We start from the raw sequence: 16,211 nt of genomic DNA, 5'->3' as shown, positions 1-16,211 counted from the left end.
CGTCGCAGGCTCCTCAGCCCAACCTACAGGCTGCATTGGCCAGGCGCAGGCCACCGGGTAGGTTGGCGCTGAGCGCAGCGAAGCCCAACAGGGAGCCGAAGGGCTTCGCCCGGCGATCCCCTGGCGTCCCGATGATCCTCCGTTGGGCTTCGTCGCAGGCTCCTCAGCCCAACCTACAGGCTGCATTGGCCAGGCGCAGGCCACCGGGTAGGTTGGCGCTGAGCGCAGCGAAGCCCAACAGGGAGCGCGCAGCGCTCCGCCCGGCGATTACAGCCGCCCTTAATCGAACAGCACCCTGGCCACGTCGGCGTAGCGGCGGGCGAAGTGCACGGTCAAACCCTCCTTGAGGTAGTCCGGCAGCTCCTCGTAGCTGCCGCGGTTGGCCTCGGGCAGGATCAGCTCGGCGATCTTCTGCCGGCGCGCGGCGATCACCTTCTCGCGTACCCCGCCGATAGGCAGCACCCGGCCGGTCAGGGTCAATTCGCCGGTCATCGCCACGCGTCTCGATGGCGCCTGGCCGCGCGCCAGGGAAAGCAGGGCGCTGGCCATGGTGATGCCGGCGCTGGGGCCGTCCTTGGGCGTGGCGCCCTCCGGCACGTGCAGGTGGACGAAGGCCTGGTCGAAGAAGCTCGGGTCGCCGCCGTACTGCTTGAGGTGCGAGCTGACGTAGCTGTAGGCGATCTCCGCCGACTCTTTCATCACCTCGCCGAGCTGGCCGGTAAGCTTGAAGCCGCGGTTGAGGGTGTGGATGCGCGTCGCCTCGATCGGCAGGGTGGCGCCGCCCAGGCTGGTCCAGGCCAGCCCGGTGATCACGCCGGTGCCGGCCAGCAGCTGCTCGTTGCGAAACACCGGCATGCCCAGGGCTTCCTCCAGGTCCTTGGCGCCGATGCGGAGCTTCGCTTCGGGATCGTCCAGCAGTTTCACCACCGCCTTGCGCACCAGCTTGCCCAGCTGCTTCTCCAGCTGGCGCACGCCGGCCTCGCGGGCATAGCCCTCGATCACCGCCCGCAGCGCCGCGTCGCTGATCCCCAAGCGTGCCTTGGGCACGCCGGCCTTGGCCAGCTGCTTGGGCCACAGGTGGCGCTTGGCGATGGCCAGCTTCTCCTCGGTGATATAGCCGGACAGGCGGATCACCTCCATACGGTCGAGCAGCGGCCCGGGAATCGAATCGAGGGTGTTGGCGGTGCAGACGAACAGCACCTTGGACAGGTCCAGGCGCAGGTCCAGGTAGTGGTCGAGGAATTCGACGTTCTGCTCCGGGTCGAGGGTCTCCAGCAGCGCCGAGGCCGGGTCGCCCTGGTAGCTGGCGCCCATCTTGTCGATCTCGTCGAGCATGATCACCGGGTTCATCACCTCGGCTTCCTTCAGTGCCTGCACCAGCTTGCCGGGCATGGCGCCGATATAGGTGCGGCGGTGGCCCTTGATCTCCGCCTCGTCGCGCATGCCGCCGACCGAGAAACGATAGAAGGGCCGGCCGAGGCTTTCGGCGATGGACTTGCCGATGCTGGTCTTGCCCACCCCGGGCGGTCCGACCAGCAGCACGATGCTGCCGGCGATCTCGCCCTTGAAGGCGCCGACGGCGAGGAATTCGACGATGCGCTGCTTGATGTCGTCCATGCCGGCGTGGTGTCGGTCGAGCACCTTGCGCGCATGGCCCAGGTCGAGCTTGTCCTGGCCGTAGACGCCCCAGGGCAGGGCGCTGGCCCAGTCCAGGTAGTTGCGGGTGACGGCGTATTCCGGCGAGCCGGTCTCGAGGATGGCCAGCTTGTTCAGCTCCTCGTCGATGCGCTTGCGCGCCTGTTCGGGCAGGGTCTTGCCCTGCAGGCGGGCGCGGAACTCGTCGGCGTCGGCACTGCGGTCGTCCTTGACGATGCCCAGCTCCTGCTGGATCAGCTTGAGCTGTTCCTGCAGGAAGAATTCGCGCTGGCGCTCGCCGATCTTGCGGTTGACCTCGGCCGACAGCTCGCTCTGCAGGCGCGCCACCTCGACCTCCTTGCGCAGCAGCGGCAGCACCTTCTCCATGCGCCTGAGCATCGGCACGGTATCCAGTACCTCCTGCAGCTCGGCGCCCGGCGCGGTGGTGAGGGCGGCGGCGAAGTCGGTGAGCGGCGAGGGGTCGTTGGGGCTGAAGCGGTTGAGGTAGTTCTTCAGCTCCTCGCTGTACAGCGGGTTGAGCGGCAGCAGCTCCTTGATCGCGTTGATCAGCGCCATGCCGTAGGCCTTGACCTCGTCGCGCGGGTCGTTTGGTGCCTGCGGGTACTCCACCTCGGCCAGGTACGGCGGCTTGCGGCTGAGCCAGCCGCGGATGCGCACCCGCGCCAGGCCCTGGGCGACGAACTGCAGCTTGCCGCCGTCCTCGCTGGCGTGGTGCACGCGCACCAGGGTGCCGTGCGCGGGCAGATTGTCGAGGTCGAATTCGCCGCCGTCGCCGGGCGGGGTGTCGACGTAGAACACCGCCAGGCAGCGGTGCTCGGTGTTGCCGACGCGCTCCAGGGTCTTGCCCCAGGGCTGCTGGTTGACGATCACCGGCAGCACCTGAGCGGGGAAGAACGGGCGGTTGTGGATGGGGATGACGTAGAGCTTGTCCGGCAGGCGCTGGGCGGGCAGCACCAGGCTGGTGCCGTGCGTCTGGGCGCCTTCTGCGGCGGCGTCGGGGGTGATGTCCTGATCGTTCATGGAGCACCTTTGCTTGCACGTTGAGTGCTAGATGGGGCGGTGCTCGGGGTTTTTCAACGGCGCTGTTTGGGCGAGTTAGGCGAGGTTCAGGCGAATCCCCTGCATTCGCTGCTCGATCAGCGGCGTGAGCAGGGCGAAGCAGTCGGCGGGGGCCAGGCGCACCTGCGGCGCGTCGATCAGCTCCTGGCGCAGGCGCTCGAGCAGGGCGTGCAGCGGCTGGTCCTGGTCCTGTTCGTCGAGGCGCTCGCAGAGAAAGCGCAGCTGCATCTGCAGCCCGGGCGGGCAGCGCGAGTAGTTGGCCGCGCGCACCGCCAGGCCGCGCAGGCGGGCGAGGTCTTCCAGGGCGCGGCAGGCCTCGCCGAGGCCGCGGATGGCCGGGTGTTCGTGCTGGAACAGGCGGTCTTCCAGCTGCCCGATGGCTTCCAGCAGGCCCTCGATCAGCTTGCTGTGCGCCTCGAAGTCGGCGGGCTTGCGCCGCAGCTGCGGCCAGTGCTGCTGCAGCGCCGGCAGCTGCAGGCTGGCGCCGGGCCAGTTCAGCCACAGCGCGTCGAGCTGGCGGGCCAGGGCGTTGCGCTGGCTGACGCTGGCGATGTCTTTCTGCGCGCCGAGGCCGCGATGCTTCTGCAGCGCCTGCAGCAGTTCCAGGCAGCGTTGCAGGGTCTGGCTTTCCAGTTGGCCCAGGGCCAGGTGGTGGCGGCGTTCGGCGCGCTGGCTGAGCCAGTGGCCGAGGGCCAGTAGCACGGCGCCCAGGGCCAGGGCGATACAGAGTTCCAGATTCATGGGGCCTCGCTTGGTTGAATCCGCTGGCTGAGCCATGTCGATTAGGACAGGTTCAAGCAACTCTCCTGCCAGCCGTCGGCAGAACCCCTGAGAAAGGCCATTTGCCGTCACTCCCGCGCAGGCGGGAGCCCAGGCACTACGGGGGCGCCTGCGCGGGAATGACGATTTCCCCGATGGCGGGCCCGAGCAGTGCGACGCCGCGTCGGGTGTGCCCGCTAAAGGGGCTAGGCGCGCGTTCGGCGTCCAATCTGGTGCATGACATGTAAAAGGTGCAACCCGTCCGCTGGTCGTGGGTTGCGGCGTTTTTTGCGATTAAGGAGTAAAGTGCAACCCTTGTTTCGAGCCGCCAGTCTTTCGCGATGCTGCAAGCCCGAGTGATCCGCCTGGATGAACAGGCTCATGTCCATGCCCACGACCATCACCAGCTGGTGATGTCCCTGGTCGGCCGCGCCGAATTCGAGGTCGGCGGCCGCGGCGGTGAGGTGTGCCGCATGCGCGCCTGCCTGGTGCCGGGCGACGCCGCCCACCAGTTCGCCGGCATGGGCGACAACCGCATGCTGATCCTCGACCTGGACGAGCAGGACACCCCCAGCGAAGACCTGGAACTGCTCCACCGCCTGTTCGAGACCCCTCGCTACCCGGCGCTGGACGTCGATTTCCAGCACCTGCTGAGTTACGCCGGTGCCGAGCTGGAGCGCTACGGCAGCGACTCGATCCTCGCCCGTTCCCTCGGCGGCGTGCTGCTGCGTGCGCTGCACCTGCGCCTGTTCGGCGAGCAACGCTGGCGGCCGCAGGGCAGCCTGGACCTGCAGCGCCTGGACAGCTATATCGGCGAGCACCTGGCGCGGCGCATCAGCGTCGCCGAACTGGCCCAGGTGATGTGCCTGAGCCCCAGCCATTTCCACGCCCAGTTCAAGGACAGCGTCGGCCTCACTCCACACCAGTACCTGCTCAAGACCCGCCTCGACCGCGCCGCGCGGCTGCTGCGCGAGAGCAAGCTGCCGCTGGTGCGCATCGCCGAGGAATGCGGCTTCTCCAGCCAGAGCGCGCTGACCACGGCGATGCGCCGCTACCTCGGCCTCACGCCCAAGCGCCTGCGCAGCGAATAGCGCCGCTGCTGGCCAATTGCCGCTGGCCGGTTCGCCGCCGGCCAGCTAGGCTGTCACCTCAGTACGCCAAACTCGGTTGCCAGGACGGCATGTAATCCTGTGAACGCTCGGCCGCCGGCTCGGGCCAAGGTACGCGCATGACAGGTTTCAATTCCCGCCTGCTCTCCCTCGTTCTGTTCGCCGCTTTGCTCCTGCCCGGCCCGGCGCATGCCGCGGCGCTGCAGGCCGAGCTGGTGGACGCCGCCGGCCAGCCGCTGGCCGATGCGGTGATCAGCCTGCGCGGCCCGCTGGACGCGCCCCAGGCGCCGTCGCCGGCGCGCATGGATCAGCGCAACAAGCAGTTCCTGCCCCATGTGCTGGCGGTGCGCACCGGCACCTCGGTGGCCTTTCCCAATAGCGACGACATCCGCCACCAGGTCTATTCCTTCTCGCCGGCCAAGCGTTTCGAGCTGCGCCTGTACCAGGGCACGCCGAGCGAACCGGTGCTGTTCGACAAGCCCGGGCTGGTGGTGCTCGGCTGCAATATCCACGACTGGATGCTCGGCTATATCTACGTCACCGACGACCCCTGGTTCGCCGTCAGCGACGAACGCGGCCGCGCCGCCATCGCCGAGTTGCCGGCCGGGCGCTACGCCGTGACCCTGTGGCACCCGGGCAACCCGCAGCTGCTGCCGCAGGCCGCCGGCGAGTTGCAGGTGGACGCACAGGCGTTGAGCCAGCGTTTCGTCCTGGCCAGCAGCGGCCCCACCGAGCCGCCCGCGCCGCCGGCGCCGAGCGCGTTCGGCGAGGCCTTCAGGAAAGCCGCCGAAGATGCTGCGCAGTAGTTTCCAGGCGCGCATCGCCGGCGTCCTCGTCCTGCTCCTGCTGGTGGTGATCGGCGCCCTCTATGTCGCGGTGAAGGCGGCCACCGATGCCGCGCTGCGCGCCCAGGCGCAGGAACAGCTGAACGTCGGCAGCCGGGTCTTCGAGCAACTGCTGGCGTTGCGCAGCGACCAGCTGCAGCAGGCCGCCCAGGTGCTGGCGGCCGATTTCGGCTTCAAGGACGCGGTGGCCAGCGGCGATGCGCCGACCATCCGGTCGGCGCTGGCCAACCAGGGCGCGCGGATCAACGCCGGCGCGGTGTTCCTGCTGGGCCTCGACGGCAGCCTGCAGGTGAGCACCGACCCGGGCATCGACGCCGAGGCCGTGGCCCGGCTCGGCGGCCAGCTGCAGCTGCCGCGCGGCGACGGCCCACGGCTGTTCCTGCTGCCCATCGGCAGGCAGATCTACCTGCTGGTGGATGCCACGGTGAGCGCGCCGCTGCCGATCGCCCGGCTGCTGATGGGCTTTGCCGTGGACCGCGAATTCGCCCTGCAACTGCGCGAGCTGACTCACCTGGAACTGAGCCTGGTGGCCAGTCGCGACGGCGCTGCGCCGACCTGGATCAGCACCCTGCCGGCCAGCGCCCAGGCCCTGCTGGAGGCGCGTATGGCGGCGGCCGGGGCGATACCGCAGCGCCTCGACGACGGCAGCGAGCACTACTTCGGCCAGCATCTGCAGCTGGCCAGCGGCCCCGGCTACCGGGTCGAGGCGCTGCTGCACAAATCCCTCGGCGAGGCCGAGGCGGCGTTCGCGCCGCTGGATCGGCGCATCCTGCTGATCAGCCTGGGGGCCATGCTCGCCTCGCTGATCGGCGCGCTGCTGCTGGCGCGCAGCGTGTCGCGGCCGGTGCGCGAGCTGGCCGCCGCCGCCCAGCGCATCGGCCGCGGCGACTACCAGCAGCCGGTGGCCCTGGCCCGCAGCGACGAGCTGGGCCTGCTGGCGCTGGCGGTCAACGACATGCAGCGCGGCATCGCCGAACGCGAGCGGCAGCTGGCGCACAACGCCCTGCACGACGCGCTGACCGGTCTGCCCAACCGCACCCTGGCGCTGGAACGCCTGGGCAGCGCGATCACCGCCGGGCGCCCCACCGCGCTGCTGTACCTGGGCGTCGGCAACTTCGCCGCGATCAACGAGAGCTGCGGTCAGGGCGGCGGCGACCTGGCCCTGCAGCAACTGGCCCGGCGCCTGCAGGCGACCCTGCGCCCCGGCGACAGCCTGGCGCGCCTGCTGGGCGACGAGTTCCTCCTGCTGCTGGAGCAGTGCGACGGCGACAGCGCGGTGGCCAGCGCCGACCGCCTGCACCAGCTGCTGCTCAAGCCGCTGCGCATCGGCACCCTGGACGTCGCCCTGGACTGCCGCATCGGCATCGCCGCCTACCCGGCCGACGGCATCACCCCGGACGATCTGCTGCGCCGCGCGCGCATCGCCATGCAGGACGCCGCCCAGCACCCCGGGCGCCTGCAGCTCTACCAGCAGGGCCGCGACGCCGCCCAGCAGCGGCAGATCTGCCTGATCCGCGACCTGCGCCACGCCGCCGCGCAGGGCCAGCTGCTGCTGCACTACCAGCCCAAGCTGGATATCCGCGAGGGTCGCGTGCGCCAGGCCGAGGCCCTGCTGCGCTGGCAGCACCCGCAGCTGGGCATGGTCTCGCCCGGCGAGTTCATCCCGCTGGCCGAGCGCACCGGCAGCATCCAGCTGCTCACCGCCTGGGTCATCGAGGAGGCCATGCGCCAGCTGCAGGAATGGGACGGGCGCGGCGTCTGGGTGCAGTTGTCGCTGAACATCTCCACCGAGGACCTGCTCGACGCCGGCCTGCCGGCGCGGGTCGGCGCGCTGCTGGCGCACTACCGGGTGGCGCCGGAGCAGCTGATCTTCGAGATCACCGAGAGCGGCGTGATGCTCGACCCCGAACGCGCGTTGCAGGTGCTGCATGGCCTGCGCGGCTGCGGCATCGGCCTGTCGGTGGACGATTTCGGCACCGGCTACTCCTCGCTGGCGCAGCTCAAACGCATGCCGGTGCAGGAGCTGAAGATCGACCAGAGTTTCGTCCGCGAGCTGGACGACCACAGCGAGGATTCGGTGATCGTCCGCTCGACCATCGAAATGAGCCATAGCCTGGGCCTCAAGGTGGTGGCCGAGGGCGTCGAACTGGCACCCAGCCTGAGCCTGTTGCAGCGCTGGCACTGCGACACCGCGCAGGGCTACCTGATCAGCCGGCCGCTGGCCGCCGCGGCCTTCGAGGCCTGGCTGGCGCAACCCTATCGTTCCCCCCTGAGCAAGGTGCACTGAAGCATGCGACTCGCTTATCTGTTGGGCCTGGGCCTGTGTTGCGAGCTGGCCGCCGCCGGCGACGGCCGCCTGCTGGCCACCGGCGGCGCCACCAGCCTGGAGGGCGCCGCCGGCGGCGGGATCATGCCCTGGGCGGTGCTGGCCGGTTACGGCGAGCGCGGCGAGTGGGGCGCGGATCTGTTCGCCACCCGCGTCGAGACCGGCGACTACCGCCTCGACGTGGCCGGCGTGGCGGCGGCCTACGGCAACCGCATCGAGCTGTCCTACGCGCGCCAGCGCTTCGACCTCGGCACCCTGGCGCGCGACCTGCGCCTGCCGGACAACAGCCTCAGCCAGGACGTGCTCGGGCTCAAGCTGCGCCTGGCCGGCGACCTGATCTACGACCGTCTGCCGCAGATTGCCCTCGGCCTGCAGCACAAGCGCCAGCGCGACTTCCTGGTGCCCAGCCTGGTCGGCGCGCAGCGCCGCGAGGACAGCGAAGGCTACCTGGCGGCCAGCCGGCTGATTCTCGGCGGCGCCTTCGGCTACAACCTGCTGCTCAACGCCAACCTGCGCTACAGCCGGGCCAACGAACTGGGTCTGCTGGGCTTCGGCGGCGACCGCCGCGACCGCCATTCCTGGCTCAAGGAGGGCTCGCTTGCGGTGCTGCTGGATCGGCACTGGGCGGTGGGCATCGAGTACCGGGAAAAGCCCGACAACCTGAGTTTCGCCGGCGAGAGCGACTGGGCCGATCTGTTCGTCGGCTATTTCCCGAACAAGAACCTGGCCCTGGTGCTGGCCTACGCGCGGCTCGGCGAGATCGCCACGCTGGACAACCAGGACGGCGTCTACCTGTCCGTGCAGGGGAGTTTCTGAACATGCGCCTGGCCATGCTCTGTTTGCCGCTGCTGCTGGCGGCCTGCGCCCAGCAGGCGCCGCGCGACGACGGCCTGTACCGCGCCCTGGGCGCGGAGCCCGGTATCGTGCGCATCGTCGAGGGCATGCTGCTGGGCAGTGCGCGCGATCCGCGCATCGCCCGGCACTTTCTCGATATCGACATCGAGCGCCTGCGTGAGAAGCTCATCGAGCAGCTGTGCTTCGAGAGCGGCGGCCCCTGCGTCTACACCGGCGATAGCATGGAGGAGAGCCACAAGGGCATGCGCCTGACCCCCAGCGATTTCAACGCCCTGGTCGAGCACCTGCAGGACGCGATGGAGGCCGAGGGCGTGCCGACGCCGGCGCAGAACCGCCTGCTGGCGCGCCTGGCGCCGATGCGCGGGCAGGTGATCGACCGCTAGCGAGCGGGGTGCCGGTTCAGGCGTAGTTCTGCGGGCTGAGCTTGCGCTCGATCAGCTCGATGAGGATGTGCAGCACCTTGATATGCAGCTCCTGCACGCGGTCGGCGTAGTCGCCGCCGGGGGCGCAGATGCACACGTCGGCCAGGCTTTCCAGCAGCGAGCCGGGCTTGCCGGTCAGGGCAATCACCTTCACACCCAGCGTCTTGGCCGCTTCGGCAGCCTTGACCACGTTGGGGCTCTTGCCGCTGGTGCTGATGGCGATCAGCACGTCGCCTTCGCGGCCATGGGACTCGATATAGCGCGAGAAGATATGGTCGTAACCGAAGTCGTTGGCCACGCAGCTGATATGGCTGGGGTCGCTGATCGACACCGCGGCGATGCCGGGGCGGTTGTTGCGGTAGCGCCCGGTCAGCTCCTCGGCAAAGTGCATGGCGTCGCACATCGAGCCGCCGTTGCCGCAGGAGAACGCCTTGCCCTTGGCCTCGAAGCTTTCGATCAGCAGCTCGGCGGCCTGCTGGATATTGTCCAGGGTCTGCTGGTTGGCGAGGAAGGCCTCCAGCGCGCGCTGGGCTTCCTGCAGGCTGTTGCGGATATGTTCGATCATCGCGTCTCAGAACCTCAGGGGAGTTCAGGGCTGGAATAGAAGGCGCTCAGCACTTTCACCAGATGCTCCAGGTCGTGGCTGCCGGCCAGTTCGCGGATTGAGTGCATGGCGAAGGTGGGCAGGCCGATATCGACGGTGCGTACGCCCAGCTGGCTGGCGGTGAGCGGGCCGATGGTGGAGCCGCAGGCCATGTCGCTGCGCACCACGAAGCTCTGCACCGGCACCTCGTTCTCCAGGCACAGGTGGCGGAAGAAGCCGGCGGTCTCGCTGTTGGTGGCGTAGCGCTGGTTGCTGTTGATCTTGATCACCGGGCCGGCGTTGAGCTTGGGCCCGTGGTTGCCGTCGTGCTTGTCGGCATAGTTGGGGTGCACGCCGTGGGCGTTGTCGGCCGACACCAGCAGCGAGCGCTGGATGCTGCGCACGAAGGCGTCGCCCTCCGGCAGCACGCGGCGCAGCACCTGCTCGAGGAAGGGGCCGTCGGCGCCGCAGGCCGAGCAGGAGCCGACCTCTTCGTGATCGGTGCAGACCAGCACGCAGGTTTCTTCGTCGCTGGAGTCGATCAGCGCCTGCAGGCCGGCGTAGCAGGACAGCAGGTTGTCCAGGCGCGCGCCGGCGATGAAATCCTGGTTGAGGCCGACGATGGCGGCGCTCTGGGTGTCGTAGAAGCTCAGCTCGTAGTCCAGTACCGCATCGGCGTTGAAATCGTGCTCCATGGCCAACTGTTCGCTGAGCAGGGCGCGGAAGTCGGCGGTCTCGCTGCTGGCCAGCTGGGCGAGGATCGGCGGCAACTCGTTCTGCGGGTTGATCGCCCAGCCCTGGTTGGCCTCGCGGTTGAGGTGGATGGCCAGGTTGGGGATCACGGCGATGGGCTGGTAGAAGTCGATCAGCTGGCTCTCCACCTTGCCGTCGCGGCGGTAGGTCACGCGGCCGGCCAGCGACAGGTCGCGGTCGAACCAGGGGGCGAGCAGAGCGCCGCCGTAGACTTCCACGCCGAGCTGGAAGAAGCCCTGGCGCTGCAGTTCCGGGCTGGGCTTGACCCGCAGGCAGGGGCTGTCGGTATGCGCACCGACCAGGCGAATGCCGCCGTCGACGGTGGGGCGCTTGCCCAGCTTGAAGGCGATGAGCGAGGAGTCGTTGCGGGTCACGTAGTAGCGGCCGCCGGCCTCGGTGTGCCAGGGCGCGCGCTCGTCGAGGTGACGATAACCGGCCGCCTCCAGGCGCATGGCCAGGCTGGCGGTGGCGTGAAAGGGGGTAGGCGAGGCGTTGAGGAAATCGATCAGGCCTTGATTCAGTTCTTCGCGCATAGGGACTCCGGACAGCGATGGCGCGAGTTTACCCAATTTGCCTCGGCCTGTGCCGGCGGCGCGCTCGTTTGCGGCGGTAGGGTGCGCTGCGCGCACCGGCAAAGGCCGCAGAGAAGAGGCGGTGCGCACGGCAACGTGTAGGGTGGATCACGCTTCACCGATCCACCAAGGCGCCAGGACGGTGGATGAAAAGGCGTCATCCACCCTACGGTAGGGTGCGCTGTGCGCACCGGGCGGGCTATCAGAACGGCGCCGGGCACTCGAAGCGCAGGCGTTCGCCGCTCTGCGGGTGGGTCAGGGCCAGCATGCTGGCATGCAGGCACAGCCGGTCATGGGCGGCCAGGGCCTGAGCGTGGGCATAGAGGCGGTCGCCGAGCAGCGGGTGGCCGATGGACAGCATATGCACGCGCAACTGGTGTGAGCGGCCGGTGATGGGGGTGAGCTCGACCCGGCACCAGTCGCCGCAGCGCTCGAGCACGCGCCAGTGGGTCAGGGCGTGCTTGCCCAACTCATGGTCGACCACGTGGCGCGGCTTGGTCGGCGGGTCGTAGCGCAGCGGCAGGTCGATGCTGCCGCTGTCGCCCTCGGGCTGGCCCCAGCACAGCGCGGTGTAGGCCTTCTCGGTCTCGCGGTCGTGGAACTGGCGCGACAGCTCGCGGTGGCTGTCGGCGTCGCGGGCCAGCACGATGATGCCGGAGGTTTCCCAGTCCAGACGGTGGACGATGCGCGCCTCGGGGTAGCCGTTGTCCTGCAGGCGGGTGACCAGGCAGTCCTTGTTGTCCTCGGCGCGGCCGGGCACCGAGAGCAGCAGGGTGGGCTTGTTGATCACCAGCAGGGCGGCGTCCTGGTGGAGTATTTCGATCTGGCTGAGCGGCATGGCAACTGGTTGATTGGTCATTGAGGGTGGGAGGGGCTTTAGCCGCGATGGCTGTTGAATACCTGTCGCGGCTAAAGCCCCTCCTACAACGGCCGCAGTTCGCAGCCTAATAAAAAGGCGGCCACTGGGGCCGCCATTCGCTTGGCTTGCGTGGGTGTTCAGCGATCCGGCAGGGTGATATTGAGCTCCAGGATCGAGCAACTGCCCTGGTTCTCCAGGGCGACCTGCACCTGATCCGAGTCGATATTGACGTACTTGCGGATGACTTCGACCAGTTCCTGTTGCAGCGCCGGCAGGTAGTCCGGCTGGCTGCGCTGGCCGCGTTCGTGGGCGACGATAATTTGCAGACGCTCTTTCGCGATCGACGCCGGGGTTTCCTTTTTGCGTTCGCGAAAGAAGTCGAAAATATTCATTTAGCGAGCTCCGAATAAGCGTTGCATGAGTCCTTTCTTCTGCACGTCGAGGAAGCGATGCGGCACTTCCTTGCCGAGCAGGCGTTCGACCGCGTCGCTGTACGCCTGGCCGGCGTCGCTCTGCTCGTCGAGGATCACCGGCACGCCCTGGTTGGAGGCCTTGAGCACCGCCTGCGACTCGGGAATCACACCGAGCAGACGGATGGCGAGGATTTCCTCGACGTCCTCGACGCCGAGCATTTCGCCCTTGGTCACGCGCTCGGGGTTGTAGCGGGTCAGCAACAGGTGTTCCTTGATCGGCTCCTCGCCCTTCTCGGCGCGGCGCGACTTGCTCGCCAGCAGGCCGAGCATGCGGTCGGAGTCGCGCACCGAGGAGACTTCCGGGTTGGTCACGACGATCGCCTCGTCGGCGAAGTACATGGCCAGGTGCGCGCCTTTCTCGATACCGGCCGGCGAGTCGCAGACCACGTAGTCGAAGGTCTGCGACAGTTCGCCGATCACCTTCTCCACGCCTTCCTGGGTCAGCGCGTCCTTGTCGCGGGTCTGGCTGGCGGCCAGCACGAACAGGTTCTCGATGCGCTTGTCCTTGATCAGGGCCTGGGTCAGGGTGGCTTCGCCGTTGACCACGTTGACGAAGTCGTACACCACGCGGCGTTCGCAGCCCATGATCAGGTCGAGGTTACGCAGGCCGACGTCGAAGTCGACGATGACGGTCTTGTGCCCGCGCAGGGCGAGGCCGGTACCGATGGCAGCGCTGGTGGTGGTTTTACCGACGCCACCCTTGCCGGAAGTGACTACGAGGATTTTGGCCAAGGTGATTCACCCCAAGAAATGAAGAAAAAGCGGGAATCCGTAGGCGTCTTAGGCTTCCAGATGCCCTTTTTGTGTCCTGCCGTCCCCGGCGGCCACCCTCCGGGCCGTCGCAGGGCGACGTCAAAAAACGCTCCCGGCGTTCTTTTGTGTCCCTGAAAATTGGCCGCAGTATCCGTTAAAGGCGGGTGATGTTCAACACGTCACCCGACAGGCTGACATGCACCGCATCGCCCCACAGCGGGTCGCGGCGCAGGTCTTCGGCGACCTTGTAATGACCGGCGATCGACAGCATTTCGGCGCCCATTTGCTGACAGAAAATCCGCGCTTTGCCGTTGCCCTTGACGCCGGCCAGGGCGCGACCGCGCATGGGCGCGTAAACATGGATGTTGCCGTCGGCGAGAAGTTCCGCCCCGGCGCTGACCGGGGCCAGGACGATCAGGTCGCCGCCCTGGGCGTAGACCTGCTGGCCGCCGCGCACCGGGCTGGTGATGATCTTGCTCGGCTTGTGCTCGGGTTCGGCCGGCTTCTCGACCTTCTTGGGTGCCGGGTCGAGCGGTCGTTCGCGCGCGCCGGAGGGCGGCAGCACCGGCAGATCCATGGCCTCGGCGGCGGCGATATCGGCCTCGCGGCTGGCGCGGATGGCCAGGGTGCGCAGACCGTGGCGGCGGCACAGGGCCATCAGCTCGGCCAGGTCCAGTTCGCCTTCGCCGTCCGGCAGCTTGTCCAGGGCCAGCACCAGCGGGGTGTTGCTGAAGAAGGCCGGGGCCTGGGCGACCTTTTCCGCCAGTTGCGCGTCGAGGCGGGCCAGGTCGTTGTGCGCCAGTTCCATCACGGTGATGGCGAGCATGCTGCCCTTGAGCTGGAACACGGGGTCTTGGGCGAGGAGGTCGGCTTGGCTCATGGGAGGGCGATGGGCCTTGTGGCGAGTCGGAAAGGTGCCCGGACTTATAGCGATTCGAGCTGCAAGCCGCAAGCCGCGAGCCATCCGGCAATCGCGGCGCCGCGCCAGCCTGTTAGAATGCGCGGCTTTGCCAGTGACCGGAAACCTTTCATGGACCGCCCCCGTTTTCGCGCCTATTTCCTCCACCCGCGTTTCTGGCCGCTATGGCTCGGCCTGGGCCTGCTGTGGCTGATGGTGCAGTTGCCTTACGCGGTGCTGCTGCGGCTCGGGCGCGCGCTGGGCTGGCTGATGTACCGCACGGCCGGCTCGCGCCGACGCATCGCCGCGCGCAACCTGGAGCTGTGCTTCCCGCAGCTGAGCGCCGCCGAGCGCGAACGCTTGCTCAGGGAGAACTTCGCCTCCACCGGCATCGCCTTCTTCGAGATGGCCATGAGCTGGTGGTGGCCCAAGGCGCGCCTGGCGCCGCTGGCGCATATCGAGGGGCTGGAGCACCTCAAGCAGGCGCAGGTCGAAGGCCAGGGCGCGATCCTCATGGCGGTGCACTTCACCACCCTGGAGATCGGCGCCGCGCTGCTCGGCCAGCGCCACACCATCGACGGCATGTACCGCGAGCACAAGAATCCGCTGTTCGACTTCATCCAGCGCCGCGGCCGTGAGCGGCACAACCTCGACGCCAGCGCCATCGAGCGCGAGGACATCCGTGCCATGCTCAAGGTGCTGCGCGCCGGCCGCGCCATCTGGTACGCGCCTGACCAGGACTACGGGCGCAAGCAGAGCATCTTCGTGCCGCTGTTCGGCATCCCCGCCGCCACCGTCACCGCCACCAGCAAGTTCGCCCGCCTGGGCAAGGCGCGGGTGATTCCCTTCACCCAGCAGCGCCTGGCCGACGGCAGTGGCTATCGCCTGAGCATCCACCCGCCGCTGGCGGACTTTCCCGGCGACAGCGAGGAGGCCGACTGCCTGCGCATCAACCAGTGGATCGAGCAGGTGGTCGGCGTCTGCCCCGAGCAGTACCTGTGGGCGCACCGGCGCTTCAAGACCCGCCCCGAGGGCGAGGCCAAGCTCTACGGGAAGCGCAAGTAGCTCGCCTATACTCGGATAAACCCCAGGATTTGCCCCGATGACCGTCATTGCCCGCCCCCACGAGCCTGTCACCGGGCTGATCCTCTCCGGCGGCGGGGCGCGGGCGGCCTATCAGGTCGGCGTGCTGGCGGCCATCGCCGACCTGCTGCCGGATGCCGCGCACAACCCCTTTCCGGTGATAGTCGGCACCTCGGCCGGCGCGGTGAACGCCGTCGGCCTGGCCTGCGGGGCGCTGCATTTCAGCGAGGCGGTGCGACGCCTGACCGCGGTGTGGCAGGGTTTTCACACCCATATGGTGTACCGCAGCGACTGGCCGGGGGTGCTGCGCCAGGCGGCGCGCTTCGTCGGCCACAGCCTGCTCGGCCTGGGCCGCGAGGTGCCGGTGGCGCTGCTCGACAGCTCGCCGCTGCGCGAGCTGCTGGCGCGCGAGCTGGATTTCTCCGGCATCGCCGCGGCGGTGCGCCATCGTCAGCTGCGCGCCGTGGCTGTGACCGCCTTCGGCTACGAGAGCGGCCAGGCGGTGACCTTCTACCAGGGCCGCGCCACCATCGACCCCTGGTTCCGCCACCGCCGCGTCGGCGTGCCGACCCGCCTGCAGCTGGAACACCTGCTGGCCAGCGCCTCGATCCCGCTGATCTTCCCGCCGGTGAAGATCAACCGCGAATATTTCGGCGACGGCGCGGTGCGCCAGTCGGCGCCGATCAGCCCGGCGCTGCACCTGGGCGCCAGCCGCGTGCTGGTGATCGGGGTCAGCGGCAACGCCCAGCTCGAGCCCAGTCAACCGGCGCCGCGCCTGCTCAGCAATCGCCCGCCGAGCCTGGCGCAGATCGGCGGCCATCTGCTCAACAGCACCTTTATCGACAGCCTGGAAAGCGATATCGAGCTGCTCGACCGGCTCAACCAGTTGAGCGGCCTGGTGCCGACGGAGCATCGCCCGCGCGGCCTCGGCCTCAATCCGGTGGACGTGCTGGTGATCGCCCCGAGCCGGCCGCTGGATCAGATCGCCGCGCGCCACCAGCGCGAGCTGCCGCGGGCGCTGCGCCTGTTCCTGCGCGGGCCGGGGGCGACCAAGGCGGGCGGCGCCGGGGTGCTCAGCTACCTGCTGTTCGAGCCCGGCTACTGCAGCGAGCTGATCGAGCTGGGCTACCAGGACGCCATGGCGCGCAAAGCCGACCTGTGCGCCTTTCTCGGTCTGGCCGAGGTGGCGCAGCCGGCCTGACGCCG

General features: G+C 68.6%; 15 protein-coding genes. 7 read left to right on the top strand and 8 right to left on the bottom strand.

What is annotated here, in order from left to right:
- Positions 1-279 precede the first annotated feature (279 nt).
- The gene (gene lon / locus ACIGKL_RS05855) at positions 280-2,676 is read right to left on the bottom strand and encodes an endopeptidase La (protein WP_397485748.1); all 2,397 of its coding nucleotides are present in this window, start codon (positions 2,674-2,676) and stop codon (positions 280-282) included.
- Positions 2,677-2,751: 75 nt separating this feature from the next.
- A complete protein-coding gene (locus tag ACIGKL_RS05850) occupies positions 2,752-3,456 on the bottom strand; it encodes a hypothetical protein (RefSeq protein WP_397485747.1) in 705 nt (234 codons plus the stop codon).
- 359 nt (positions 3,457-3,815) lie between these two features.
- On the opposite strand from ACIGKL_RS05850, the gene ACIGKL_RS05845 reads away from it, so the two are divergent.
- The 5 genes from ACIGKL_RS05845 (at position 3,816) to ACIGKL_RS05825 (ending at position 8,992) form a co-directional block, all read left to right on the top strand.
- The gene (locus tag ACIGKL_RS05845) at positions 3,816-4,565 is read left to right on the top strand and encodes an AraC family transcriptional regulator (RefSeq protein ID WP_031304255.1); all 750 of its coding nucleotides are present in this window, start codon (positions 3,816-3,818) and stop codon (positions 4,563-4,565) included.
- A gap of 137 nt (positions 4,566-4,702) precedes the next feature.
- On the top strand, positions 4,703-5,389 hold the full coding sequence (locus ACIGKL_RS05840) for a methylamine utilization protein (protein ID WP_397485746.1): 687 nt from the start codon (positions 4,703-4,705) through the stop codon (positions 5,387-5,389).
- On the top strand, positions 5,376-7,715 hold the full coding sequence (locus ACIGKL_RS05835; RefSeq protein WP_397485745.1) for a putative bifunctional diguanylate cyclase/phosphodiesterase: 2,340 nt from the start codon (positions 5,376-5,378) through the stop codon (positions 7,713-7,715). Before ACIGKL_RS05840 ends, ACIGKL_RS05835 begins: the two co-directional genes overlap by 14 nt.
- Before the next feature lie 3 nt (positions 7,716-7,718).
- Positions 7,719-8,570 carry a DUF3034 family protein gene (locus ACIGKL_RS05830; RefSeq protein WP_397485744.1) on the top strand — a complete coding sequence of 284 codons (852 nt, stop codon included), beginning with the start codon at positions 7,719-7,721 and terminating at the stop codon, positions 8,568-8,570.
- Between the two features lie 2 nt (positions 8,571-8,572).
- On the top strand, positions 8,573-8,992 hold the full coding sequence (locus ACIGKL_RS05825) for a group 1 truncated hemoglobin (RefSeq protein WP_397485743.1): 420 nt from the start codon (positions 8,573-8,575) through the stop codon (positions 8,990-8,992).
- 16 nt (positions 8,993-9,008) lie between these two features.
- Here the strand turns inward: ACIGKL_RS05825 and lpcA are convergent, their stop codons facing one another.
- The 6 genes from lpcA to minC form a co-directional block, all read right to left on the bottom strand.
- Positions 9,009-9,596, bottom strand: a complete 588-nt coding sequence (gene lpcA, locus ACIGKL_RS05820) for a D-sedoheptulose 7-phosphate isomerase (protein WP_397485742.1) — start codon at positions 9,594-9,596, stop codon at positions 9,009-9,011.
- 14 nt (positions 9,597-9,610) lie between these two features.
- Entirely contained in the window at positions 9,611-10,900 is a 1,290-nt protein-coding gene (locus ACIGKL_RS05815; RefSeq protein ID WP_397485741.1) for a M18 family aminopeptidase, read from the bottom strand.
- A gap of 241 nt (positions 10,901-11,141) precedes the next feature.
- On the bottom strand, positions 11,142-11,777 hold the full coding sequence (locus tag ACIGKL_RS05810) for an RluA family pseudouridine synthase (RefSeq protein ID WP_397485740.1): 636 nt from the start codon (positions 11,775-11,777) through the stop codon (positions 11,142-11,144).
- 158 nt (positions 11,778-11,935) lie between these two features.
- A complete protein-coding gene (gene minE, locus ACIGKL_RS05805) occupies positions 11,936-12,190 on the bottom strand; it encodes a cell division topological specificity factor MinE (RefSeq protein ID WP_021443221.1) in 255 nt (84 codons plus the stop codon).
- Positions 12,191-13,003, bottom strand: coding sequence for a septum site-determining protein MinD (gene minD / locus ACIGKL_RS05800; RefSeq protein ID WP_397485739.1), 813 nt, complete (start codon positions 13,001-13,003; stop codon positions 12,191-12,193).
- Between the two features lie 175 nt (positions 13,004-13,178).
- Positions 13,179-13,904 (bottom strand): septum site-determining protein MinC, encoded by a 726-nt coding sequence (minC, locus tag ACIGKL_RS05795; RefSeq protein WP_397485738.1) that lies wholly within the window; start codon positions 13,902-13,904, stop codon positions 13,179-13,181.
- 150 nt (positions 13,905-14,054) lie between these two features.
- Between minC and ACIGKL_RS05790 the strand changes: the two genes are divergently transcribed.
- Complete coding sequence (locus ACIGKL_RS05790; protein WP_397485737.1) at positions 14,055-14,987, top strand: lipid A biosynthesis lauroyl acyltransferase; 933 nt, start codon at positions 14,055-14,057, stop codon at positions 14,985-14,987.
- A 37-nt stretch (positions 14,988-15,024) separates the two neighbouring features.
- On the top strand, positions 15,025-16,206 hold the full coding sequence (locus tag ACIGKL_RS05785; RefSeq protein WP_397485736.1) for a patatin-like phospholipase family protein: 1,182 nt from the start codon (positions 15,025-15,027) through the stop codon (positions 16,204-16,206).
- The last annotated feature ends 5 nt before the right edge of the window (positions 16,207-16,211 follow it).

Source organism: Pseudomonas sp. NPDC077186 (assembly GCF_044543505.1).
GTDB lineage: Bacteria > Pseudomonadota > Gammaproteobacteria > Pseudomonadales > Pseudomonadaceae > Aquipseudomonas.
The sequence above is the reverse complement of the archived record's forward strand: the minus strand, read 5'-3'. Positions and strand labels throughout refer to the sequence as shown.

Bases quoted from the DNA above. Each gene is read 5' to 3' on its own strand.
- ACIGKL_RS05785 (WP_397485736.1), top strand. From the start codon at position 15,025: ATGACCGTCATTGCCCGCCCCCACGAGCCTGTCACCGGGCTGATCCTC.
- ACIGKL_RS05850 (WP_397485747.1), bottom strand. From the start codon at position 3,456: ATGAATCTGGAACTCTGTATCGCCCTGGCCCTGGGCGCCGTGCTACTG.
- ACIGKL_RS05840 (WP_397485746.1), top strand. From the start codon at position 4,703: ATGACAGGTTTCAATTCCCGCCTGCTCTCCCTCGTTCTGTTCGCCGCT.
- ACIGKL_RS05825 (WP_397485743.1), top strand. From the start codon at position 8,573: ATGCGCCTGGCCATGCTCTGTTTGCCGCTGCTGCTGGCGGCCTGCGCC.
- minE (WP_021443221.1), bottom strand. From the start codon at position 12,190: ATGAATATTTTCGACTTCTTTCGCGAACGCAAAAAGGAAACCCCGGCG.
- ACIGKL_RS05830 (WP_397485744.1), top strand. From the start codon at position 7,719: ATGCGACTCGCTTATCTGTTGGGCCTGGGCCTGTGTTGCGAGCTGGCC.
- minC (WP_397485738.1), bottom strand. From the start codon at position 13,904: ATGAGCCAAGCCGACCTCCTCGCCCAAGACCCCGTGTTCCAGCTCAAG.
- ACIGKL_RS05790 (WP_397485737.1), top strand. From the start codon at position 14,055: ATGGACCGCCCCCGTTTTCGCGCCTATTTCCTCCACCCGCGTTTCTGG.
- lpcA (WP_397485742.1), bottom strand. From the start codon at position 9,596: ATGATCGAACATATCCGCAACAGCCTGCAGGAAGCCCAGCGCGCGCTG.
- ACIGKL_RS05810 (WP_397485740.1), bottom strand. From the start codon at position 11,777: ATGCCGCTCAGCCAGATCGAAATACTCCACCAGGACGCCGCCCTGCTG.
- ACIGKL_RS05815 (WP_397485741.1), bottom strand. From the start codon at position 10,900: ATGCGCGAAGAACTGAATCAAGGCCTGATCGATTTCCTCAACGCCTCG.
- lon (WP_397485748.1), bottom strand. From the start codon at position 2,676: ATGAACGATCAGGACATCACCCCCGACGCCGCCGCAGAAGGCGCCCAG.
- ACIGKL_RS05845 (WP_031304255.1), top strand. From the start codon at position 3,816: ATGCTGCAAGCCCGAGTGATCCGCCTGGATGAACAGGCTCATGTCCAT.
- ACIGKL_RS05835 (WP_397485745.1), top strand. From the start codon at position 5,376: ATGCTGCGCAGTAGTTTCCAGGCGCGCATCGCCGGCGTCCTCGTCCTG.